We start from the raw sequence: 22310 nt of genomic DNA on the forward strand, positions 1-22310 counted from the left end.
TAGGTGGATTCAGTTCGGAGCAACGGATCCATTGTGCTCTCCCAAGTACAAGACGACCGTATCTGGAAGGACATTAAATGCTTTAAGGAAATTTATGAAAAATTTTTTAAGGGCGGCGCCAAAACCGCTGTTTACCGCCACTTGCGCCCTGTCTGCATCCGCCGATTATGGGCCGATTGCCGGGCCGGAGCAAGAATTCGTACCGTGTGCCAAAAGAAAAACAGCGCGGTGGAAGGCCGCGCTGTGGTCAAAGTGTTGCTTTTTTACATATTCGGATAATTCGGGCCGCCGCCGCCTTCCGGCGTGATCCAGACGATATTCTGGGTCGGGTCCTTGATATCGCAGGTCTTGCAGTGGACGCAGTTCTGGGCGTTGATCTGCAGGCGGTCGGCGCCGTCGTCGGTTTTGACGAATTCGTACACGCCGGCCGGACAGTAGCGCGCCTCCGGACCCGCATACTGGGCCAGATTGACGTCCACCGGCACGCTCGGGTTCTTCAGCGTCAGGTGAATCGGCTGGTCTTCAGCATGGTTGGTGTTCGAAATAAACACGGACGACAGGCGGTCGAAGGTCAGCTTGCCATCCGGTTTCGGGTAGCTGATCGGCTGGAACTGCGACGCCGGCTTCAGGCATTCGTGATCGGCGTGCGAATGGTGCAGCGTCCATGGCGCCTTGCCGCGCAGGATCAGCTGGTCGATCGCGGTCATGACGCTGCCCAGGTACAGGCCTTTGCTCAGCCATGGCTTGACGTTACGCGCCACATGCAGCTCGTCGTGCAGCCACGATTGCTCGAACGCGGCCGGGAAGGTGGCCAGTTCGTCGCCCTGGCGGCCTGCGCCCAGCGCTTCAAACACGGATTCCGCGGCCAGCATGCCGGATTTGATCGCGGCGTGGCTGCCCTTGATGCGGCTCATGTTCAGGAAGCCGGCGTCGCAGCCGATCAGCGCGCCGCCCGGGAACACCAGTTTCGGCAGCGATTGCAGGCCGCCGGCGGTAATCGCGCGGGCGCCGTAGGAAATGCGCTTGCCGCCTTCCAGGAAGTGGCGGATTTCCGGGTGGGTCTTGTAGCGCTGGAATTCCTCGTACGGCGACAGGTAAGGATTTTCATAATTCAGGCCCACCACGTAGCCGACCACGACCTGGTTGTTTTCCAGGTGATACAGGAAGGAGCCGCCATAGGTCTTGGCGTCCAGCGGCCAGCCGGTGGTGTGGACTACCAGGCCAGGCTGATGCTTGGCCGGATCGATTTCCCACAGTTCCTTGATGCCGATGCCGTAGGATTGCGGGTCCTTGCCCTTGTTCAGGTCGAACTTGGCCATGAGCTGCTTGCCCAGGTGGCCGCGTGCGCCTTCGGCAAACAGCGTGTATTTGCCGTGCAGTTCCATGCCCAGCTGGAATTCCGGGCCCGGTTCGCCGTCGCGCTTGACGCCCATATTGCCGGTGGCCACGCCTTTGACGGCGCCGTCATCGTTGTACAGCACTTCGGCAGCAGCGAAGCCCGGGAAGATTTCCACGCCCAGCGCCTCGGCCTGCTGGCCCAGCCAGCGCACCACATTGCCCAGCGAAATCACGTAGTTGCCGTGGTTTTCGAAGCACTTCGGCAGCAGCATGTTGGGGGTCTTGAAGGAACCGGTTTCGGTCAGGAACAGCACGCGGTCTTCGGTGACCGGGGTGTTCAGCGGTGCGCCTTTTTCTTTCCAGTCAGGAATGAGCTCGGTCAGAGCCTTCGGGTCCATCACGGCGCCCGACACGGTGTGCGCGCCCAGTTCGCCGCCTTTTTCCAGCACGACGACCGACACTTCCTGGCCTTTGGCCGCAGCCAGCTGTTTGATCTTGATCGCTGCCGACAAGCCTGCTGGGCCGCCGCCGACGATCACGACGTCATACTCCATCGCATCGCGTGGGCCGTACTGTTCTACGAGGTTTTGAGGCTCTGTCATGGTCTGTTGTTATAGTGATTGTGGTGAATAAAAAAATTTTAGCACGAACGTTCTGTTTTTTGTTGCCGGTTTGCGTGTGGCGCCATTTTCCGCGACATTATTAGACACCGCAATCTAATACTGGCGATTTATGTAATGATTATGCTTCGACAGGTATTATCACCAACACTAGGAGCAGCCCGTGGGCATAGAAGTTAACTTTGAGGGAAAAATTGCGCTGGTCACCGGCGCCTCCAGCGGTCTGGGAGCCCGGTTTGCCAAAGTGCTGGCTCAGGCAGGTGCCCAGGTGGTGCTGGCCTCGCGCCGCACCGAACGCCTGAAGGAATTACGCGCTGAAATCGAGGCCGATGGCGGCGCCGCCCATGTGGTCAGTCTGGATGTGACCGATTACGCCAGCATCAAGTCGGCGATTGCCCATGCCGAGACGGAAGCGGGGCCCATCGATATTCTGGTCAACAACTCGGGCGTATCGACCACCCAGCGGCTGGTCGACGTGACGCCGGAAGACTATAACTTTGTGATGGATACCAACCTGCGCGGCGCGTTTTTCGTGGCGCAGGAGACGGCCAAGCGCATGATTGCGCGCGCCAAGGGCGATCCCACCAAAAAACACCGCATCATCAATATCGCGTCGGTGGCGGGCCTGCGCGTGCTGCCGCAGATCGGCGTGTATTGCATGAGCAAGGCCGGCGTGGTGCAGATGACCAAGGCAATGGCGGTGGAGTGGGGCAAATACGGCATCAATACCAACGCCATCTGCCCCGGCTATATTTCAACCGAAATCAATGAAGACTATTTCGCCTCCGAGCAGGGCCAAAAGCTGATCGCCATGCTGCCGCGCAAACGGCCCGGCAAGCCGGAAGACCTGGATGGCCTGCTGTTGCTGCTGGCGGGCGAGGATTCCAACTTCATCAACGGCGCCGTGATCTCGGCGGACGACGGCATGACCGCGATGTAAGGCTCAGAGCTGTACGCCGACCAGCTTGTGCACGAGTTCGGACGAGGTGGCGGCGGAGAATTTACGCATCAGTTTGGCGCGGTGCATTTCCACCGTGCGCGGGCTCAGGTCGACCTGGCGCGCGATGGTTTTGCTGGTCTTGCCTTCCACCAGCAGGGCGGCGATCTCGCGTTCGCGCGGAGTCAGCTCGGCGGTGACGGGACGTTTTTCGCTGACATCCTCAAAGGTCCAGATGCCGGGACCCAGCGGCGCGCTCGACAGCATGGCGTGGCCGGTCACATGGCACCAGAACAGTTCGCCATCGGCGCGGCGCATGATGCGCTCGTCCGAGTAGCGGCCTTTGGCGTTCATGATGGGGATGATGCGGTCGCCGGTGCGCAGGAATTCGTCCATGGTGGGGTAGAGCGCGCGGAAGGACAGGCCATCGAGCTGGGCGCGGGTGTAGCCAAACATGCTGGCCAGCGCCTCGTTGCTGGACTGGATGACGCGGTTTTCCGAGATGCACATGCCCACCGGCGCGTGCAGGAAGATGGTTTCGTAATCGATGACGGGCTGAACGCTCATGGTGGTGGCAGCAGGTATTTCTACGGTATTGAACTTTCGATGTGCGTATTCTATGCTGAGTCGCCGCATCGCTAACGCATTTAATAACGTTGGCTAGGCTCATGCAACATAAATCATAAGGGACACCCATGAATAAAATCTTTCCGGACGCGGCCAGCGCTTTGGCCGGCGTCGTGCAAAACGGCCAGACCATCGCGGTTGGCGGTTTCGGCCTGTGCGGGATTCCTGAAGCGCTGATTGGCGCGCTGCGTGATTCCGGCGTGACCGGCCTGACCGCCATCTCCAACAACGCCGGCGTGGACGGCTTCGGCCTGGGCCAGTTACTGGAAACCCGCCAGATCAAGAAGATGATCGCTTCCTACGTGGGCGAGAACAAGGAATTCGCGCGCCAGTACCTGGCCGGCGAACTGGAGCTGGAATTCACGCCGCAAGGCACGCTGGCAGAAAAACTGCGCGCCGGCGGCGCCGGCATTCCTGCCTTCTTCACCAAAACCGGCGTTGGCACCATCGTCGCCGACGGCAAGGAAATCCGTGAATTCGACGGCGAACAATATGTGATGGAACGCAGCCTGGTGGCCGATGTGGCGCTGGTCAAGGCCTGGAAGGCCGACCACGCTGGCAACCTGGTGTTCCGCAAGACCGCGCGCAACTTCAATCCGAACGCCGCCATGGCGGGCAAGGTCTGCATCGTCGAAGTCGAAGAGCTGGTAGAAACCGGCAGCATCGACCCGGACCAGGTACACCTGCCGAGCATTTACGTGCATCGCATTGTGGTCAACGCCACGCCGGAAAAACGCATCGAGCAGCGCACCATCCGCGCCGCCACTCAAGAATAACGGAGATTACTATGGCATGGACTCGTGATGAAATGGCTGCGCGCGCGGCCAAGGAACTGCAGGACGGTTTCTACGTCAACCTGGGCATCGGTCTGCCGACCCTGGTGGCCAACTATGTACCAAGCGGCATGGAAGTGTTCCTGCAGTCGGAAAACGGCCTGCTGGGCATCGGTCCTTTCCCGACCGAACAGGAAATCGACGCCGACCTCATCAACGCCGGCAAGCAGACCGTGACGGCGCTGCCAGGCGCGGCGTATTTCAGCTCGGCCGATTCGTTCGGCATGATCCGCGGCGGCAAGATCAACCTGGCGATCCTGGGGGCGATGCAGGTGTCCGAACATGGCGACTTGGCCAACTGGATGATCCCGGGCAAAATGGTCAAGGGCATGGGCGGCGCGATGGACCTGGTGGCCGGCGTCAAGAAAGTGGTGGTGCTCATGGAGCACGTGGCCACCGCCAAGGACGGCTCGACCTCGCACAAGCTGCTGCCGAAATGCGACCTGCCGCTGACCGGCGTCGGCGTGGTGGACCTGGTGATTACCGACCTCGGCGTGATGGCCGTGACGGACGCCGGCCTGAAAGTGACGGAACTGGCGCCAGGCGTGACCAAGGACCAGATCCAGACCGCCACCGGCGTCAAACTGGATTTCTCGGCGCTCTGAGTGTAGACCTCCGCATGAGAACGGCACGCTGCGGCGTGCCGTTTTTTTTTATTTTTTATTTCGTAGAAGTAATTTCTCGTAGTAGACTGATTTTGATTTTAAGATAACGTTAATCATTCATGAGCTACGAATTCAATCCCGAAAACAAACTCTTCGAGTTTCCCAATCCTTATAAAGTGCAAAACCTTGCCTTGCTGGTGGCTGGCGGCCTGCTGACCATTGGCGGCATCGGTACGCTGGTGTCGGTGCGCGAGCGTATTGCACAGGGCACGGACCTGGCAGCGCTGAAAGTCATCGGCATCGCCGTGGTGCTGATGGTGCTGGGTTTTGCGTTTCTGGGCCGGGCTTTTGTGCAGCTGCGCTTTTTCTTCGGCCGCAACCGCCCAGCCAGTCTGGCGCCGGTGATTGCCCCCGATGCGGATGGCGACAGCCGGCGGGCGGCGGAACATAAGGAAACGCTGCGCCAGAATGCGCTGACCTACGCCGAACCCAAGGGCGCACTCAATGGCTTGCTGTACTCCTTGCTGCCGGCGCTGATTTTTGCGCCGCGCGAGGTGCGCTTGTCGGCGCAGACGCAGTTCTATAACTTCCTGGCGCTGGCGGCGACCTTCCTCAGCTTCCTGGTCTGCTGGGTGGCGTTTGGCCAGAGCCCGGCCGCTGGCTGGATCGGCCTGGCGTATGGCCTGTTTGCGTTTGTGCAGATCATCCGGCCGATGATGCGCGGCCGTACCGAGGAAGCCCAGCTTGGCGTGGGCAGCCTGGTGGTCCTGGTGGTGGTGGCCGTGCTTGGGCCGGTGATACTGGGCATGCTGGCCAAGGGGCTGCCTGCATTGGGCGAGGTGTCGATTAACAGCGTGGTCTGCGTGGCCTTGCTGTGCGCGCTGGTCAGCTGCGCGGTGTTTGGCTTGGCGCTGAAAAAGCAGCTGCATCCGGCGCCGGAGACGGTGGGCGCGGCACGCGTGACGGAAACCGTGACCATGAATGCCCATCCGAACAAGCTCATCGAGGAGCTGGACCGTATCCTGATGACGCGCTGGTACAGCAATATTCCCAACCGCCGCTATACGCGGCATTCGCCGCAGGTCGATGGCCGCCAGGGGCAGTTCACGGCAGAGCTGTTTGAGGAAACCCAGCCGCGCCCGCAAACCAGCCGGGTTGCCGAGGGCCTTGGGCACGCATTTTCCAGCCCGCGGTTTTTCTGGCTGACCTGCCTGACCGCGCTGGGACTGATATTTACCCTGGCTGGCCTGGTGGCCGCGCTGCTGGTCAGCCAGCACATCCTGCATGGGGAGCCAGTGGCCAGCACGGCCGCGTTTGCGCTGAGCCAGTTTGCCGTCGCCATCTATTGCCTGCATGCGGCGCAAAGCCTGTGGGGCCGCTTTGACTTCGTCTCAGAGTTGATCTGGGTCGATATCAACGGCAGCTATGAATCGGCGCAGATGAATGTGGGGAATCAGGTGACGTCGCAGCTACACAGCAGCAAAAGCGTCATCAATATCGAGGCGATGACGGTGCGCGTCTGGGTGTCCGAGATTGACACCGTCATCTTCGGCAAGGATGGCCAGCGTCAGATGGTGGGCATGCGCGGCTTGCCCTTGCTGGCGGACGAATTGGCAAAAATGCTCAAGGGTTTCGGCGAAACCCGTTCGGCCATTGTGGCGCCGACGTCGCAGCAGGACTTGCAACGGGCGCAGAGCATTGGCGTGCTGGGCAAGGTGGTGGCCGGCGTGGTGCCGCCGGAGGCAGCGGGGCTGTCGGCGGTGCAGCCTGCGGAAGCCATCGCTGCGCTGCCAGCCTGCAAGCAATGCGGCGCCAGCATGGGACGTGATGCGCGCTTTTGCTCCGACTGCGGCACCGCCGTCTAGATTTCTGATAGGGTGAGCTGATGCACTTCGTGTTTGCGGTACTGGGATTTCTGTTGCTGTGCGCCGGTGACGCGCAAGCCAGGTCGGACGCTTATAAACCCGGCGCGCCGCCGGCCTGGGTGCTGGCGCTGCCGGCCGAGCCGCCGCCATCGCCTTCGCCATCACCGCAGCGCGGCAGCGTGACCTTCCTGCTGCGCGATATGCAGACGCGCGTCGACCAGCGCGGCAAGGTGACCTACTTCCACACGGCCAGCAAGGCACTGGATGGCAGCGGGGTAGAGAAGGTCGCCAACCTGAGCATCAACTTTGATCCCTCGTTCCAGACCCTGACGCTGCATGCGATCAATGTCATCCGCAATGGCAAGGTGATTCCCAAGCTGGCGGGCGCGCGCGTGCAGGTGCTGCAGCGCGAGACTGAGCTGGACTATCTGGTGTACGACGGCAGCATGACCGCCAGCGTGCTGCTGGACGATATCCGCATCGGTGACATCGTCGAATATGCGTTCAGCCTGGACGGGGTTAATCCGGTGTTTCAGGGGAAGGTTTCCAGCCGGGCCGAGATGGCGTGGTCGGTGCCGGTGGCGCGTTCCTTCGTGCGCCTGCTGATGCCGCGTAACCGTCCGCTGCGCATCGTCGCGCACAACAGCAAGATGGAACCGCAGATCAGCGAAGCTGACGGCTATCGCGATTACCGCTGGGAGCAATACGCCACGCCGGGCTTCAAGACCGACAAGGGCGCGCCGGAATGGTTTAATCCCTATGCCGCCGTGCAGTGGACCGAGTTTGCCGAATGGGCTTCGGTGGTGCAGTGGGCCTTGCCCCTGTATCAGCCGCCGCATGAAGTGGGGCCGGCCCTGCGCGAGGAGATCGCCCGCATCGGCCGCGACTACACCGATCCCGCCGCGCGCACGGCCGAAGTGCTGCGTACGGTGCAGCGTGAAATCCGCTACCTCGGCATCGAAGTCGGCCCCGGCTCACATGCGCCAACCCCGCCGGACAAGGTCTACCAGCGCCGCTTTGGCGACTGCAAGGACAAGACGCTGCTGACCATCACCATGCTGCGCGCGCTTGGCATCGACGCCGTGCCCGCGCTGGTCAATACGGAAATCACACGCGATATCGAACACTGGGCGCCGACGCCACTGGCCTTTAACCACGTGCTGGTACGTGCACGCGTGGACGGCAATGTGTACTGGCTCGACCCGACGCGCAGCATGCAGCAGGGCGAGCTGGCGTATCTGCACCAGCCGGATTATGGCTACGCGCTGGTGCTGGAACCGGGCAGCACGGCACTGAGCCTGATGGGGCCACGCACCGGCGGCGTGAAGCGCGTGCGTGCCGTCTTCGATGCTACCGATGGCGTGGACCGGCCGGTCAACTACACCATCAGCACCACGGTGCAGGGCGACCGCGCCGACAGTCTGCGCACGCAGCTGCAGCATAGCCGCGCCGAGCTGGAGACGCAGTATCAGAACTTTTACGCGCGCGGCTACGAAAGCCTGCGCGCCAATGGCGGCATGGATGTGCAGGACGATGAGCGCCGCAACGAGCTGACGACGGTGGAACACTATCGCATTCCCGGCTTCTGGACCTTCAACAAAAAGCGCGCGCGCAGCGAGGCTTATGTCGAGGTGTCGGAAATCGACAGCTCGCTCAAGGCGCCCGAGGCGATCGGCCGTAATGCGCCGCTGCGGCTGGAGTACCCCTACGAAATCACCGAGACCACGGAAGTACGCCTGCCGGAGCGCTGGAATATCAAGACCAGCAAGGTGGAAGTCCACGATCCGTCGTTCGCGTTTTCATACAAGGTCACCCAGGGGCCGGATAGCCGCAGCGTGCTGATTACCGCCTACTACAAGGCCTTGCGCGATCACGTGGAGCCCGGCGACATGGGCAATTACGCCGCCCACCTGAAGCAGGCGCGCGATGCGCTGGGCTATAACCTGTACAGCAGCGCGGCCGGCGCCGGCAGCGAGGAAACGAGCAGCAGCGTGAGCGGCCGCAGTGGCCTGCTGCTGGCCGCGATGATGATATTGATGGGAGCCTGGCTATGGCTGGCAATGCGCATGCAGCGCGCGGCGCCAGCGCACGGAGAAGTCAACCGTCGCCTGCTGCTGGCGGTGGTCATCATCAGTGGCACGGTGGTGACGTGCTGGATGTCGCCCATCCCCCTGTCGAAAGCCGTGCCGCCAGCGCTGGTGATCCTGGTCGTGATGGCGCAGTACCTGTTGCGCACCGTGCCGCAGGTGCCGTCAACGCATCTGGCCTACCCATGGGCGCTGCGGCTGTACCGGGCGCGCAACGGCACCGGCCCGTTGGTGATGCGCTCCATGCTGCGCAAGCTGGTGCCGTTGATTGGCTGGTTCGCCATCGGCACCTCGCTGGTCAAGCTGATACGTTGAAAGGCAGCCGGATGCCGCGGTAACGGCGTTTGTAGATCACCACGCCCACCGCTGTCGTCACCACCAGCGCCGCTGCCATGAGCAGATCCTGGCCGCCATGCGTTTCTACGGCAGGCTGGCTGGAGATCATGGTGGCGGCATGGAACTTGTTGCCGGTACTGCGCGCACCGATCACCAGCTCCTGGTTGTTGATGGCATTGACCAGGTACAGGCCATGGCCGCCCGGGTGCACGGTCATCTTGCCGTCACGGTAGACGAAGGAACGGCGTTCATCGCCGATGCGGATGCTGCCGACCACGTGGCCGGCGTTGTTGACCGCAGTGGCAAAGCTGTCGCCATAGCCGATCAGCGCGCCGAGATCGGTCATCTTGCCCTGGTCCCAGACGAAAGCGTGCCAGCGCCGGCCTGCAGTTTCCGATGCGCCGACCACCATGCCATTGTCGTTGACGGCCGTGGCGCTGCTGGAGCGGCCGCCCAGCGTGCCGATGTCCTGCATGGCGCCACCGGCTTTGTACAGGAAGGCGTGACGGTAGCCATCCATCATGGCCGAGGTGCCGACGATGTCGCCGTGGTTGTTGATGCCCGCCGCGTAGCTGATTTTTCCACCCAGCGTGCCCAGATCGACCGGCGCCTTGTCGCCGTCGGCACTGAAGGCGCGGTAATAGCCGTCGGTGGTGTCGGCATAGCCGACGATGTGGCCATGGTCGTTGACGGCGGCGCCATAGCTGCTGTTGCCACCGAGCGTACCGATGTCGCGCATCTTGCCGCCGTAAGGCACAATGAAAGCGCGCCAGTAACCACGGGCGTCCTGCGAGGTGCCGACGACATCCCCGCGCGCATTGATCGCTTTGGTAAAACCCTCGCTGCCTCCTAGCGTGCCCAGTTCGATCGGGCGCTTGTCGAACAGGATGGCGCGCTGGTGGCCATCGTCATCCTCGATAATGCCGGCCATCTGGCCTTGTGCGTTGATGTCAACGGCGATGCTCTGCTCCTTGCCGCTGGCGCCCAGTGTCAGGTCCCCCATGATGTCTCCTCTCTCAATAATGGAAAAAAGAACTGCAAGTCCCATGCCACGCCGATTTGCGCCTGGTGGACGCCGAAACTGTTCAAAAACGGACGCTATCGCTGTCCGCTTTCGGACATTAAGTCCCTTGCACGCTCGGCTTGTTCGCGCAAGGCAGACTGGTAACGATGACGCTGCGCCTTCAACTGATTTTGCGCCAGCGCCTGCTCGTAGGCTTCGCGCAAAGCTTGTCCTTGATCGCTTCCGGCGCCGCGCCAGCCGGCAACTGTACTCAGGTGGCGGAGCGAGATTCAATTCCGGCACATAAGAACAACAACGCTGGTATTTCCTGGACTGGATCTGCAGCAGTCGCGGCCAGTGCGGTCAAACCCGCAAGCACGCAAGCAGGACGCGGCGTTTAATCACAGCCATCTCCAATGGTGTCGAAGAATTCCAGTATGTGAGAGCGGATGGCAGATGCTTGGATTTTGCTCATCATTTATCTTGCCGTAGTGTGATTTCGCTTGCCAGCACTGCTTTCATCGTCAATGCGGACTTCGGATAGTGGCGCGTGAATCCTGGCCTGAACAGATAGACAGGACCATCCGGACAGTCTTTGTGCGCATCGATCAGTTTATACCAGCTCACCAGAATATCGCCTTTGCCCTGTAGTTGCGACCAGCCTTTTTTGTCGGCGGTGATGAAATAGACGCCATCCGCCCGCGCTGAGACTACAAAGGGCGGCTGCAGTTTGCTTTCGCCGGTGATCCATTCGAGGAACGAAAGACTAGGAGCATTGACCGGTTCCCAGATGCCGGAGCAGGGATGGCCAGAAAAAATCTGCCGTTCGAAATTAGATGGCAGCATGCCTTTGAGCGCTGAATCGTTCATGGGCTTTCCTGGCTCAAGATGCGCAGGGTGGTGCTGGCTTCAAAGTTGCGCAAGTCATGCGTTGGCGGCTGGGACGCGGAACCGATATCAACCTGTGTCGATAGTTCGATCCGTACGCTGATGTCAGTTCGCCGTGAGCGGAATTCAGTGAGTTCCCTTGCTTTGAGCACAGACGAAAGATGTACTACATCCCCGGGTTTGACAGTCGTGAGGACGTTCTTTAGCCCGAATTTGGGTAGACCGGTCTTCAGCACAACCTTGGTCTGCGTTGCGTTATCAATCAAGGTCAGATAGGGGCCTTTCGCTTGGATGTATTGGAGTGGCAGACCAATCGTGTACGGCGATATATTCTTGACCGCGATATCGAGGGTCAGATCCCGGTTTTCGAACAAGCACTCCATCTTGCCGTTGCAACTTGCCTGGACCAACAAGAGCTCGCTGTTCATGTCGACTCCTTGCGCAGATTGAAAAGCAGCCAAACTAAGTATCAGTAGTAAGCTTAGTCGATATCTCATTCTTTAAATGCGCTTATTGGCGGACGGTGTGTTGCAGTATTCTCTGGGGGAGACATTATCTGCCGGAATGGCTAAGAGGGCAGTAAATGTGTACCAATTCTCTGAGGGGGAACTGTTCAGTAGCATTCCAATCAGAAGGGGCTCGGATCATGCAATACCTCTCGTCAGGAAGTGGAAGGGCAGAGCATCTAACGCGGCATACTGGATTGACCTTTCTCGCGCGTTTGGTGCATAACTTTTTAGCCGAGAACGTAAATAGCCACCTTTCACTAGCGCCTTGATAATGGCCGCGTAGCGGATCACGGAAAATTTTTCAAGAGCAGGCCTATCCATTTCCAGATCAAGTTTTTTCAATGCAAGGACAGTGTTAAAACGGTCTTCTTGCGCCTATGTAGCCACACCCAAGATCAGCATTTTTACTGGCAGACCGTTCAACTACCTTTTGCGGCGTTGATAAACTCCTGCAGTTTCGTGCGGCGTGCCGGGACAAGTTTTGCCTTGCCGAGGCGTGCCTTCAAAGCGGCTGTCAGTGCTGGGTCGGGCAGCCATGCAGTGGCGATGAAGTCTTCGGCTTCGGCCTCGGCACGCTCGGCTTGTTCTGCCAACTTGAATTGATAGTTGAAACGCTGGGTGGACAGCTTGTTGGCCGACAGCGCTTCCTCGTATTTTTTGCGGACCGCTGGATCTTTGATGCTGTCTGGCGATGCGCCGGCTGGCAGGCCGGATTCCGGCGGCGGAATGACGGTCATCTGAGGCAATGCCTCGGGATTAAAGTCTGGGGCGATTTCGCTATCCAGGGCGCCGAAAATCGCTAGCCAGGCGGAGAGTTTGTCGGTGAGCAGTGCTGATGGCGCTACTGCTGACGCGTCGTTCGGTAGGGCGGCGGCCAGCGAGATTGCCTGCGACAGCGCCGGCAGGTCCTGTTTTTTCTGGAACAGCGCAAGCTGGGCGATGATTTGTTCGTATTGCTTGGACATAGGTTTTTTCACCTGAGAGTTATGCCTGGCGGCGGGAGCAGCAGTCTGGCTGCCTTGCGCTGGCAGCTGGCAGGCGCATCCGAGGGCCATCATGGTTATTAGTACAGCATAGCGCATATTGCATTCGCTCTAGTATGTGGACGTTGGATCGTTCAATTGGGCGGCACCGTTTGCTCCTGCCTTGCTGACAGTCATATCGCCAGCGGCGTTAATGGTAAACCGTTGATGCACTGTCGCGAACACTTTATCTGCGCCGCCATTGAGGCGGAATTTCCATGGGATCGGCCAGTCAAACGTGCCCGCGCTATACGGCGTGCCGAAGTTGCAATAGCCGGTGTAAGCCGTATCGTTGGCGATCACCTTCGAGCCTTTGCCGGCCACCGGCGAGCCTACGATCACCCACGTGCCTGCGCCATGTGTGCCATGGCGAACGCCGTCCAGCGGGGTGCCGACGAAATAGCCGGTGACCAGACCGGGACAGTCATCTTCCGAAATTTCAATGAACTGGAATGACACTGTATCCGGTTGCAGGAAGATTTCGGTCCTGACGCCGACCGACGGAATGCCCTGCGTGTGCGCGAGGTTCGTACCCGGTGCGCGCTGCATCAGCACACCGGATGGTTCAATCACCGTAAAGGTCACCGTGCTGCTGCAGCCGCCGCCAGTGGCCGTCACCGTCACCGAGCCTGCGCGGTCAGGCGCCTGCAGCGTGACCATCTGGCCATTGGGCGAAGTCAGTGTGCCTTTGGTGGTGGTCCATGCGGCGCTGCCCAGGCTATAGGTCAAGTCGATCTGCTCGCCCACGCCAACCGTGGTGCGATCGCGTTTTGCCGGGCGAACTGCTTGCGCCCTGATGGTGATGCTGGCTCTGCTGCAAGGAGAGCTAACTTGCGCTGGCGTGCGGGTTTTCACTTCTTTCGGGGTGGTGCTGCTCGAGGCCACCGTTTTCCATGTCGTCATCGTTCAACCCTGTGCGATTTCCAGCGACAGTGATTCCGGCGCCGTGGTCGAGACCAGATGCGTGTGTCCGGCTTCATCGGTCACGCCTTCCTCATACGTGCCATCGGCAAGCTTGATGCGGTAGCGCTGATTAGGAACAGGCAGTCCTGTGGTTTCGTCTTTTACGACAAATGCCTGGTCAAATAATTTAAGCCGCGTATCTGGCAGCGCAGTCGCTGCCACCGTTGCACTGGCGCCGCCTTCAAACACGTGCTGGCCACCCTTGACGGTAAAGCTGCCAGGGCAGGCGAAGGTGATGTCGCCGCCTTCCAGCGTGATGGAGGACTGGCCGGCTTGCAGCACGATTTTCTGGTTGGCCTTGATCTCGATACTGTCGTTGACGGAGATGACCTTGACGGCTTTGTCGGCCAGGATTTCCAGCTGGTCGGTGTGCGCCTGCAGCGATACCGGGCCGTTGGCTGCAATCGCCTGGATGCCGCCCGCGTGGCTGAAATAGCCCGCCGCATTGGCGGAGACGGACGACAGCGTATGCTGCGCCGTCATGTGGATGTCGCCTTGCGAAGTCCATTGCAGCTGCTCGCCGGTGAACAGCACGGTCGATGCGGGCGTGGCCCAGTTGATGCTGGCCGGTGCGTCCATCAGCACCAGCGGATCGGCGAATTTTTCTACCGGTTGTGAGGCATCCAGATCGCGCGCGCCTTCCTGCGTCTTGCTGGCCTGCTGGCCGTTGACGGCGCCGTCGTGCTTACCTTTTTCTTTGGGATCGATGCGGGCCAGCATATCTTCCTGCGCTTTGGCTGCATCGGCACTGGACAGCGCCTGCTGCTGTTTGGCGGCATCGACCATGATGCGGCTGAGTTCACGGCCGGTTTTCAACGCCCGCACGGCTTCGGCCATGTCCATCTGCGTGGAGCTGATGCCGCTGCCTTGTGCGTTGCGCGCGCTGGTGGTGAGTAGCACGCCGGCGCCGCCGCGGATCACGGCCCAGGCATCGGTGCGCAGCTCAAAGCCGGAACCGCGATAGGCGCCGCGTTGCGCAGAGGCGGGCGCCTGCTCGATCAGATAGCCCAGATTGAGCTGGGTGGCCGCGCTGCTGGTGGCCAGCCGTGTGCGTACCTGGCCCGGCGTGTCGTCCAGCTGCCATTGGTTGTAGCCGCCGCCATCAAAATTATGGCTATGGATGCCGGACAGCGTGCCGGCGTGGTTGGCGCCGGAATCCTCGCCGGCAGCGTAGGGCGGCGTGTCAGAGCCGGTGTACAGCTGGGCCACCACCAGCGGGCGATCCATGTCGTTGTCAATGAAGTCCACCAGCACTTCGGTGCCGATGCGCGGTGTGAACTGCGAGCCCCAGTTGGGGCCGGCCAGCGCTTCCGCTACGCGCACCCAGGTGCCGCTGCTATCGTCGCCGGGGGCGCTGCCGTGTGCGTCGGTGTCGTGACCCAGGCCGCCAGCATTGGCGCCGTGGCCGCGTTGCCAGGCAAACTGGATGCGTACCTGATGGTCGCGCGTGGTGGTGGATACGGCATTGTTGGCGCCGACCACGATGGCGGTCTGCGGTCCGAGTGCTGTCGCAGCCTGCGGCGCGGCGATAGCGCGCGGGACGATGGGCACAGCGGAACGCACGCAGCCAAAGCGGTTGCGATACGTCCCGGCTTCCAGCAGGTCGGCCAGTTTCTGCACTTGCGACGTGAAGTTGTTGCGCGCTTCGTGGTCGACCCACAGCACGGTAAAGCGGTTGTCTTCCAGGTAGCGCTCATGCTGCGTGAGCGCGAAGGCGTGACCGGCGGCCAGCTGGCGCACCGCGCCTTCGCCTTCAAACACCTTGTTGTTCAGCTCCAGCGCTTGCAGCATCAGCTGGCTGTACTGGTCTGGTTCGCCGCTGGCGTTGGCGATGCGTTCGCCGCCGCCGTCGTACACGGGCAGCGACGGCAGTTCGCCCGCGTCCAGCGAAGATTCCTGTTCAGCGGCGGGCGCCAGCAATTGCGCCGGGTCCCAGCTGCTGATGCCGACGGCATTCGGCTGTACCTGTCGGCGTGCCGAAAACTGGTCAATGGCGTCGGCGCTATCGGTGGCGCGCACGCCGTGGAAACGGATGTCGGCGCTGCCCGGCATATCGGGCGCCTGCGCTTTGCTGTCGAAGATCACCAGCTTGTGGCGTGCCTGGCCGTCCTGCGTTTGCTGGTCCGGCTGGTCGTGTTCGAAGCGCCAGCTCAGGCCCTCGGAGGCCAGCAGGCGGGTGAAGAATTCCAGGTCGCTTTCGCGGTACTGGGTGCAGATCGCGCGTGGCGCCAGTGTTTGCGTGACGTCGAATTCAAAGCGCAACTGCGGATAATCCGCCAGCAGCTCGGTGACGATGTCCTGGGCGTTCAGATCCTGGAAGATGTAACTGTCGCGGCGCAGGCGCAGCAGGGCCAGCGCCGGTTCCAGCCGCAGGCGATAGCGCGCGGTGCCGCCATCGGCGCCCAGCCACGCGGCTTCGGTGCAGATGCCGTGCCATGCGCGGCGGCTGCCGTCAGCTTGCAGCAGGGTGATGGTGAGCTCTTCGCCTATGAACTGGTTCAGGTCCAGATTCGTCGAGGTGCTCAGCGCATCGACTTCAAACGCATACAGCTCATTGACGCCTTCACGGCCGGCGAAGCGTTCCGCCATCAGGGATTCCGGCAGCGACGAGTCCTGCGCGCTGGCCAGCGTAATCAGGCGCGCGTGCTGGCTCAAGCCGGTGCCAAACAGCCCCAGTGCCGAGGGGATTAATGCAGCGATATCCATTTACGGCAAGGTGATCGTCAGGTTGGCCTGGCGCGGCGCCAGCTTGACGACATCGTTATAGGCCGCCACCTGCTGCTCGGTATTGCGGTTCAGCGAGGTGCGCAGGCCGATGTAGCCCAGCACGCAAATCAGGCCAAACACGGAACACAGCACCCACAGCGGCAGGTCGCTGCGCAGCTTGTGGACGATCTGGTCGGGACGTTCCGCATGCGGCGCAAAGCCGCCACGCTTGCCTTTCATGTTGGCGATTTCGTCGCCGAGGCGCGCGGTCAGGTAGTTGAGTTTCTCCGACCCTTCCAGGATGTAGCGGCCCTGGAAGCCCAGCAGCAAACACATATGGAACACTTCCAGCGCCTGCAAATGCGCGCTGCCGCGTGCGCGCAATGCTTCCAGGCGATGGAAGAAATTTTCGCCGGCCAGCTGTTCGCCGAACAGCGCCAGTTGCAGCGGACGGCGTTCCCAGGCGTCGCGGATGGCGAAGTTGGAACGCAGGATGATCTCATCCACGGCCGCGCAGAACGCGTATTTGGCGGCGTCGATATCGTCGGGCGAGGCGCCATGCTTGCGTGCGGCGCGGTTGAAGTCATCGAGGAACTGCGACATCTTCTGCGCAAATTCGGCGTTCTCCTGCGGCCCGTTGCCGTTCTTGAGCATGAACAGCGCGTAGAAGCCGTCGTACATCAGGTCGAGCAGGGTTTGCGGCGCGTTGCTGGCCACTGGCGCAGGCGCTGCGCCCATCAGGGAAGGTGCGGAAACGGTATTCATGGTTTCGGGTCTCAGGAAGTAACGGCGACCAGTTCCAGCTTGAGGTCATGGATGCCGCTAGGGACGTAAATGGAGATCGACTGCGCCTGCAGCATGCGTTCGTACATCTGGCCCTTGGCTTCGATGGAGAAATACAGGGCGTCCGGACGCACCGGCACGGCGGCCGGCACTTGCGGCGCGTGCTGCAGCCGCACGCCGGGCATGGCCGACAGCACGAATTTATCGACATCGTCCGGCGCACCGACCTTGAAGCGCAGCGGCACCACGTCCACCAGTTCACTGGCCGGCATGGCGGCGGAGACGGCGACGTAGAACGTGGTCTTGTCGTCGATCTTGCCGGAATCGAGCATGCCGTGGTGGTAGGACGGTTTCACTTCGCGCAGCGCGATGGCGAAGTAGCGCGACGAAATCACGGTGTCCAGCAGTTCGCGGATGATCTGGTGCAGCGTGGCGAACGCCGGACCCGGATCGTTGTGCTGGTAGGGCGGCAGGTCGGCCAGGGTCCAGCTGCGCGAGAAGGTCATGAGCGCACCGGCCAGGCCGAGCAGCTGTTCGTACAGGCGCTCCGGATGCAGCGCCGGATGCTGGAAGTAGTGGGTCAGCGAGGCGAACGAGGAGCTGGCCGTATGCAGCAGCCAGAACGAGGACATATCCCCCGAACGGAATTCGATCACGTGTTTGCTTGGCTCGCGGTGATGGCCATACAGCGCCGCCACCTTGGCCTGCAGCGCATCGAGCAGGCGGCGCAGTTGCAGGAACAGCAGCGGCGCGGCGCGCAGGCTCAGGCTGGGCGGCACAAACGAGGCGTCGAGTTCGAAGCCGCCGGTGGCCGCGCGGCGCAGGCGCAGCAGCGGGAAGTGGGTGTACGAATCGCGTGGATCGAATTCCGGCACCAGGCGCAGCGTTTTTTTCAGGTAGCTGAGCTGGGCCGACGCGGCTTGCGTGTACAGGTCCGGCGTGTCCTGGTTGCTCTGCTGGTAGCGCACCGCGCCTTCACCGAAGTTGCCGCCGAACGGTTTGAACGCCGGCAGCGCCGCATAGTAGGTGATGGTCTGCTGCGATTGCGGCAGCTGGCTCAGGTCGACAGGATCGGGCAGGTCGTCGGCGCCGGGCGCATCGAAGAATTCGCCGTCCTGGAAGCGCACCGACAGCTCCAGCAGGCGCAGGCTGTTATTCGCCAGCGCATCGCGGTCGAGCTGGAGCTGGTTGACGCCCCATGCGTACGGGTGCAGCGCCTGCACGCTTTGATGCAGGCGCTGCTCGTGGTAGCGGTCCTGCTGCTGAAAGTGTTGTGGGCGGAGGAACAGGCCTTCGCCCCAGAGAATCTTGCTGCTCATGCTGTGGCCTTTTTTGAAAGTATCAGAACACTAACATTTCTTTCGTTAAAGGGTCGCACGGATGGGTTCGTATTGTGCGCAGGGGTTGCCCGCACACGGTTGAGTTCAATTGAACGCGGTCAATAATAAATTTCTGATAACGTGGCGCCAGTCGCAGAACTTGTGTTTTTAATATTCCTATTTGATATCGTATTTGAGGTAAGCATGAAAACCGTATTCGCCCTCGGCCAAGTCGGCCGTTTCGCCAGCGCCGCTATCTGCGTGGCCGCGCTCAGCGCCTGTACCACCACCGCGCCAGTTACACCCGCAGTGGCCGCCAAGCCGAGTTTGCAATCGATGCTGTCCCAGGCCAGCACGGCCTCCGGCGCCGGCCAGAAAGAACAAGCCGTCACGTTGTGGAAGCAGGCTGCGGTCGCTTACCCAGCCGATAAATCGCCGTGGCTGAGCATCGCGCAGACCCGTTACGAGGCCGGCCAGTACGGCGACGCCATCGTCAACGCCCAGGAAGTGCTGGTGCGCGATCCGAACGACACGCTGGCCAACAGCATCATCGCCATCAGCGGCCTGCGTCTGTCGACGCGTTCGCTGGCGGACCTGAGCCGTCAGAACAACCTGTCCGGTTCCCTGCGCACCGAATCGCAGGATCTGGCCAAGCTGCTGCGCGAGAGCCTGGGCGAAACGGTATTGGTGCCGCCAGCGCAGCCGCCGGTGCAGCAGGCGGCCACGCCGACACGTGGCAAAGGCAAGAAGGCCCCGGCCACCCGCAAACAGCAGGAAGACGATGCCAGCGCGAATCCGTTTGGCGCTTTGAAGTAACCAGAAGGGAAAAGACCATGTCCAAGAACACGAGTGTGCAGAAGAAGCTGCAAAAAATCCGCCCGCCACGGGTGCAAATGACTTACGACGTCGAAATCGGCGACGCCATCGAGAACAAGGAACTGCCGTTCGTGATGGGCGTGGTCGGTGACTTCGGCGGCAATTCGGAAGTCGAGCAAAAGCGCCTGAAGGAACGCAAGTTCGTCAACATCGACCGCGACAACTTCGATGAAGTGCTGAAAGGCGTGGAGCCGCGTGCCGCGTACCGCGTGAAGAATGAGCTGAGCGAAGGCGGCGGCGAGTTTGCGGTGGATCTGAAATTCAAATCGGTGGACGACTTCCGCCCTGAATCGGTGGTGCAGCAGGTGGAACCGCTGCGCAAACTGCTGGAAGCGCGTACCAAGCTGGCCGACCTGCGCAACAAGCTGGCAGGCAACGACAAGCTGGAAGACATCCTCAACGATGTCCTGCACAGCACCGAGAAGCTGGCCGTGCTGGGCCAGCAAACCGCAGACAAGAAGGAGGACTGATATGTCCGCACAACTGACGCCAGGCGGCGCACCGGCCGTCGCCGAAATGGCTTTGCTGGACCAGATCGTCGAGCAAAGCAAGGTCGCCAAGTCCAGCACGGAACATGCGCGCGCCAAGGATCTGATCGCGGAGCTGGTCAACCAGGTCATGGAAGGCACGGTCGTGGTGTCCGACAATCTGGCCGCCACCATCGATGCCCGCGTGGCCGAACTGGATCGCCTGATTTCGGCGCAGCTGTCGGCGGTGATGCACGCACCGGAATTCCAGAAGCTGGAAAGCAGCTGGACCGGCCTGCATTACCTGGTCAAGCACAGCGCCACCGGCCAGAACCTGAAGATCAAGATGCTCAACGCCACCAAGAAGGAACTGGTGAAGGACTTCCAGTCGGCGCTGGAATTCGACCAGAGCACCATGTTCCGCAAGGTCTACGAAGAAGAATTCGGCACCTTCGGCGGCGCCCCGTTTGGCGCGCTGATCGGCGATTTCGAAATCACCCGCCAGCCGGAAGACATGTACTTCATCGAGCAGATGTCGCACGTGGCAGCAGCCGCGCATGCGCCATTCATCTCGGCGGCGTCGCCCGAGCTGTTCGGTCTGGAGAGCTACAGTGAGCTGGGTAAGCCGCGCGACCTGTCGAAAGTATTCGATACCGTGGAATACGCCAAGTGGAAGTCCTTCCGCGAATCGGAAGACTCGCGCTACGTCGGCCTGACGCTGCCGCGCTTCCTGGGCCGCCTGCCATTCAATCCGGCCGATGGTGCTACCGTGGAAGGCTTCAATTTCGTTGAAGACGTGGACGGCACCGATCACCAGAAATACCTCTGGTGTAACGCCGCCTACGCGTTCGGCACCAAGCTGACTGCAGCATTCGAGGACTACGGCTGGTGCGCAGCGATCCGCGGCGTGGAAGGCGGCGGCCTGGTGGAAGACCTGCCGACCCACACCTTCAAAACCGATGAAGGCGAAGTAGCGCTCAAGTGCCCGACCGAAATCGCCATCACGGACCGCCGCGAGAAAGAACTGAGCGACCTCGGTTTCATCTCGCTGGTCCACTGCAAGAACACCGACTACGCGGCCTTCTTTGGCGCGCAGTCGGCACAGAAGGCCAAGAAGTACAACAGCGACGCCGCCAACGCCAATGCGGTGCTGTCGGCCCAGCTGCAGTACATCTTTGCGGTATCGCGCATCGCCCACTACATGAAGGCCATGATGCGCGACAAAATCGGCAGCTTTGCCGCTGCCAGCAATGTCGAGGACTTCCTCAACCGCTGGCTAACGCAGTACGTCCTGCTGGACGATAACGCCAGCCAGGAACAGAAGGCGCAGTTCCCGCTGCGTGAAGCGTCGGTGCAAGTGTCGGAAGTGCCGGGCCGTCCGGGCGTATATCGCGCCGTGTCGTTCCTGCGTCCGCACTTCCAGCTGGACGAACTGTCTGTTTCACTCCGATTGGTCGCGGAGCTCCCGGCATCGACCAAAACCTAAGCAACGTAGTAAAGCAATCTCTTTAAATTTTTGAAAGGAATCCCCATGGCAATCGACGTCTACCTGCAAATCGACGGCATCAAAGGCGAATCGGCAGACACCACCCACAAAGACTGGATCGAAGTGAAATCGGTACAGTGGGAAGTGCTGCAACCGAAATCGGCCACTGCGTCGACCGGCGGCGGTCACACCGCTGAACGTACCGAGCACAAAGACATTGTAGTGAGCAAGCTGGCTGACCTGGCGACGCCACTGCTGCTGCAAAATTGCTCGTCGGGTAAAACCCTGCCGAAAGCAAAGCTGGAATTCCTGCGCGCTGACGGCCAGGGCGACCGCGTGAAGTACTTCGAAATCGAACTGGAAAACGTGCTGATCTCCAGCGTGGCGCCAGCTGTCGAACCAGGCAATATCCTGACCGAAGACGTGTCGCTGAAATACTCGAAAGTGAAGTGGAAATACACCCAGCAAAAAGTGGGCGGCGGTTCCGGTGGTAACACCTCCGGCGGTTGGGATCTGTCGGCCAACAAAACGGCCTGATAGCGCATGAAAGGATTTACTCCGGGTTTATTCGATCGCCTGATGGATGCGCCGCTCCACGGCGCCAGTGGCACATTACCGCGCCTGTCCATCGAGGACATGAAGGATGCGGTAGCGCGCGACCTTGAAGCGTTACTCAATACGCGTGCGGTCATCCCGGAGGAACTCCTGAAACGTTTTCCAGAGTGCGGCCGGTCGATCGCGACTTATGGCCTGAATGATTTTGCCGGCCTGTCGCTGTCCAGCACGGACGACCGTGCTTTCATCTGCCGCAGTCTGGAAAGGGCGATCGCCCGCCACGAGCCTCGCCTGCGCAATGTGCAGGCGTCGCTGGAGCTGCGGGCGGACGCCGTCAACCGCCTGAATTTTGCCATTACCGCGCTGTTGGTGGTTCACAGCGCACATGAACCGGTCAATTTTGACGCGGTCCTGCAGCCCTCAAGCCTGCATTACACCATCAGCAAAGCGAGACGCGTTAGCCCGTTGCCGCTGGGAGCCTGAGA

The 22310-nt window shown here is 61.0% G+C and carries 21 protein-coding genes; 11 read left to right on the forward strand and 10 right to left on the reverse strand.

What is annotated here, in order from left to right; translation table 11 throughout:
* Positions 1 to 33: 33 nt before the first annotated feature.
* Complete coding sequence (locus BUA36_RS30245) at positions 34 to 279, forward strand: hypothetical protein (protein ID WP_139260471.1); 246 nt, start codon at positions 34 to 36, stop codon at positions 277 to 279.
* Here BUA36_RS30245 and BUA36_RS10715 read toward each other — a convergent pair.
* Complete coding sequence (locus BUA36_RS10715) at positions 264 to 1940, reverse strand: electron transfer flavoprotein-ubiquinone oxidoreductase (RefSeq protein ID WP_208861877.1); 1677 nt, start codon at positions 1938 to 1940, stop codon at positions 264 to 266. The genes BUA36_RS30245 and BUA36_RS10715 overlap by 16 nt on opposite strands.
* Before the next feature lie 181 nt (positions 1941 to 2121).
* On the opposite strand from BUA36_RS10715, the gene BUA36_RS10720 reads away from it, so the two are divergent.
* The gene (locus tag BUA36_RS10720) at positions 2122 to 2898 is read left to right on the forward strand and encodes an SDR family oxidoreductase (protein WP_072784272.1); all 777 of its coding nucleotides are present in this window, start codon (positions 2122 to 2124) and stop codon (positions 2896 to 2898) included.
* Between the two features lie 3 nt (positions 2899 to 2901).
* On the opposite strand, the gene BUA36_RS10725 is transcribed toward BUA36_RS10720, so the two are convergent.
* Positions 2902 to 3462: a LuxR C-terminal-related transcriptional regulator gene (locus BUA36_RS10725; RefSeq protein WP_072784274.1), complete on the reverse strand. Its 561-nt coding sequence runs from the start codon at positions 3460 to 3462 to the stop codon at positions 2902 to 2904.
* A 128-nt stretch (positions 3463 to 3590) separates the two neighbouring features.
* On the opposite strand from BUA36_RS10725, the gene BUA36_RS10730 reads away from it, so the two are divergent.
* From BUA36_RS10730 to BUA36_RS10745, 4 genes are all read left to right on the forward strand, one after another.
* Positions 3591 to 4298, forward strand: coding sequence for a CoA transferase subunit A (locus tag BUA36_RS10730; protein ID WP_072784276.1), 708 nt, complete (start codon positions 3591 to 3593; stop codon positions 4296 to 4298).
* Positions 4299 to 4309: 11 nt separating this feature from the next.
* Entirely contained in the window at positions 4310 to 4960 is a 651-nt protein-coding gene (locus tag BUA36_RS10735) for a CoA transferase subunit B (RefSeq protein ID WP_072784278.1), read from the forward strand.
* Positions 4961 to 5079: 119 nt separating this feature from the next.
* Positions 5080 to 6825: a zinc ribbon domain-containing protein gene (locus BUA36_RS10740; RefSeq protein WP_072784280.1), complete on the forward strand. Its 1746-nt coding sequence runs from the start codon at positions 5080 to 5082 to the stop codon at positions 6823 to 6825.
* A 20-nt stretch (positions 6826 to 6845) separates the two neighbouring features.
* Complete coding sequence (locus tag BUA36_RS10745) at positions 6846 to 9227, forward strand: DUF3857 domain-containing transglutaminase family protein (RefSeq protein ID WP_072784282.1); 2382 nt, start codon at positions 6846 to 6848, stop codon at positions 9225 to 9227.
* Here BUA36_RS10745 and BUA36_RS10750 read toward each other — a convergent pair.
* The 8 genes from BUA36_RS10750 to tssK all read right to left on the reverse strand — a co-directional run bounded on the left by BUA36_RS10750 (position 9211) and on the right by tssK (position 18441).
* Positions 9211 to 10251, reverse strand: coding sequence for an HAF repeat-containing protein (locus tag BUA36_RS10750; protein ID WP_072784284.1), 1041 nt, complete (start codon positions 10249 to 10251; stop codon positions 9211 to 9213). The two genes, BUA36_RS10745 and BUA36_RS10750, sit on opposite strands and share 17 nt — an antisense overlap.
* A gap of 474 nt (positions 10252 to 10725) precedes the next feature.
* Complete coding sequence (locus BUA36_RS10755) at positions 10726 to 11121, reverse strand: hypothetical protein (RefSeq protein ID WP_072784286.1); 396 nt, start codon at positions 11119 to 11121, stop codon at positions 10726 to 10728.
* Complete coding sequence (locus BUA36_RS10760; protein WP_072784288.1) at positions 11118 to 11567, reverse strand: hypothetical protein; 450 nt, start codon at positions 11565 to 11567, stop codon at positions 11118 to 11120. The genes BUA36_RS10755 and BUA36_RS10760 overlap by 4 nt, the downstream gene beginning before the upstream one ends.
* A 500-nt stretch (positions 11568 to 12067) precedes the next feature.
* Positions 12068 to 12613, reverse strand: a complete 546-nt coding sequence (locus BUA36_RS10765) for a hypothetical protein (protein WP_072784290.1) — start codon at positions 12611 to 12613, stop codon at positions 12068 to 12070.
* Between the two features lie 129 nt (positions 12614 to 12742).
* Positions 12743 to 13573, reverse strand: a complete 831-nt coding sequence (locus tag BUA36_RS10770) for a hypothetical protein (RefSeq protein ID WP_139260473.1) — start codon at positions 13571 to 13573, stop codon at positions 12743 to 12745.
* A gap of 3 nt (positions 13574 to 13576) precedes the next feature.
* Entirely contained in the window at positions 13577 to 16339 is a 2763-nt protein-coding gene (locus BUA36_RS10775; RefSeq protein ID WP_072784294.1) for a type VI secretion system Vgr family protein, read from the reverse strand.
* Positions 16340 to 17104 carry a type IVB secretion system protein IcmH/DotU gene (gene icmH, locus BUA36_RS10780; RefSeq protein WP_072784297.1) on the reverse strand — a complete coding sequence of 255 codons (765 nt, stop codon included), beginning with the start codon at positions 17102 to 17104 and terminating at the stop codon, positions 16340 to 16342.
* A gap of 11 nt (positions 17105 to 17115) precedes the next feature.
* Positions 17116 to 18441, reverse strand: a complete 1326-nt coding sequence (gene tssK / locus BUA36_RS10785) for a type VI secretion system baseplate subunit TssK (protein ID WP_072784299.1) — start codon at positions 18439 to 18441, stop codon at positions 17116 to 17118.
* A 204-nt stretch (positions 18442 to 18645) separates the two neighbouring features.
* Here tssK and BUA36_RS10790 point away from each other — a divergent pair, with 204 nt between their 5' ends.
* From BUA36_RS10790 to tssE, 5 genes are read left to right on the forward strand one after another with little or no spacing between them, the layout of a single operon-like run.
* On the forward strand, positions 18646 to 19257 hold the full coding sequence (locus BUA36_RS10790; protein ID WP_072784301.1) for a tetratricopeptide repeat protein: 612 nt from the start codon (positions 18646 to 18648) through the stop codon (positions 19255 to 19257).
* Between the two features lie 17 nt (positions 19258 to 19274).
* On the forward strand, positions 19275 to 19787 hold the full coding sequence (gene tssB / locus BUA36_RS10795) for a type VI secretion system contractile sheath small subunit (RefSeq protein WP_072784303.1): 513 nt from the start codon (positions 19275 to 19277) through the stop codon (positions 19785 to 19787).
* Position 19788: 1 nt separating this feature from the next.
* Positions 19789 to 21270 (forward strand): type VI secretion system contractile sheath large subunit, encoded by a 1482-nt coding sequence (tssC, locus tag BUA36_RS10800; protein ID WP_072784305.1) that lies wholly within the window; start codon positions 19789 to 19791, stop codon positions 21268 to 21270.
* A gap of 45 nt (positions 21271 to 21315) precedes the next feature.
* The gene (locus BUA36_RS10805) at positions 21316 to 21807 is read left to right on the forward strand and encodes an Hcp family type VI secretion system effector (RefSeq protein WP_072784307.1); all 492 of its coding nucleotides are present in this window, start codon (positions 21316 to 21318) and stop codon (positions 21805 to 21807) included.
* Between the two features lie 6 nt (positions 21808 to 21813).
* Complete coding sequence (gene tssE / locus BUA36_RS10810; protein ID WP_072784309.1) at positions 21814 to 22308, forward strand: type VI secretion system baseplate subunit TssE; 495 nt, start codon at positions 21814 to 21816, stop codon at positions 22306 to 22308.
* The last annotated feature ends 2 nt before the right edge of the window (positions 22309 to 22310 follow it).

Origin of the sequence: Duganella sacchari, from assembly GCF_900143065.1 — a bacterium.
GTDB lineage: Bacteria > Pseudomonadota > Gammaproteobacteria > Burkholderiales > Burkholderiaceae_D > Rugamonas > Rugamonas sacchari.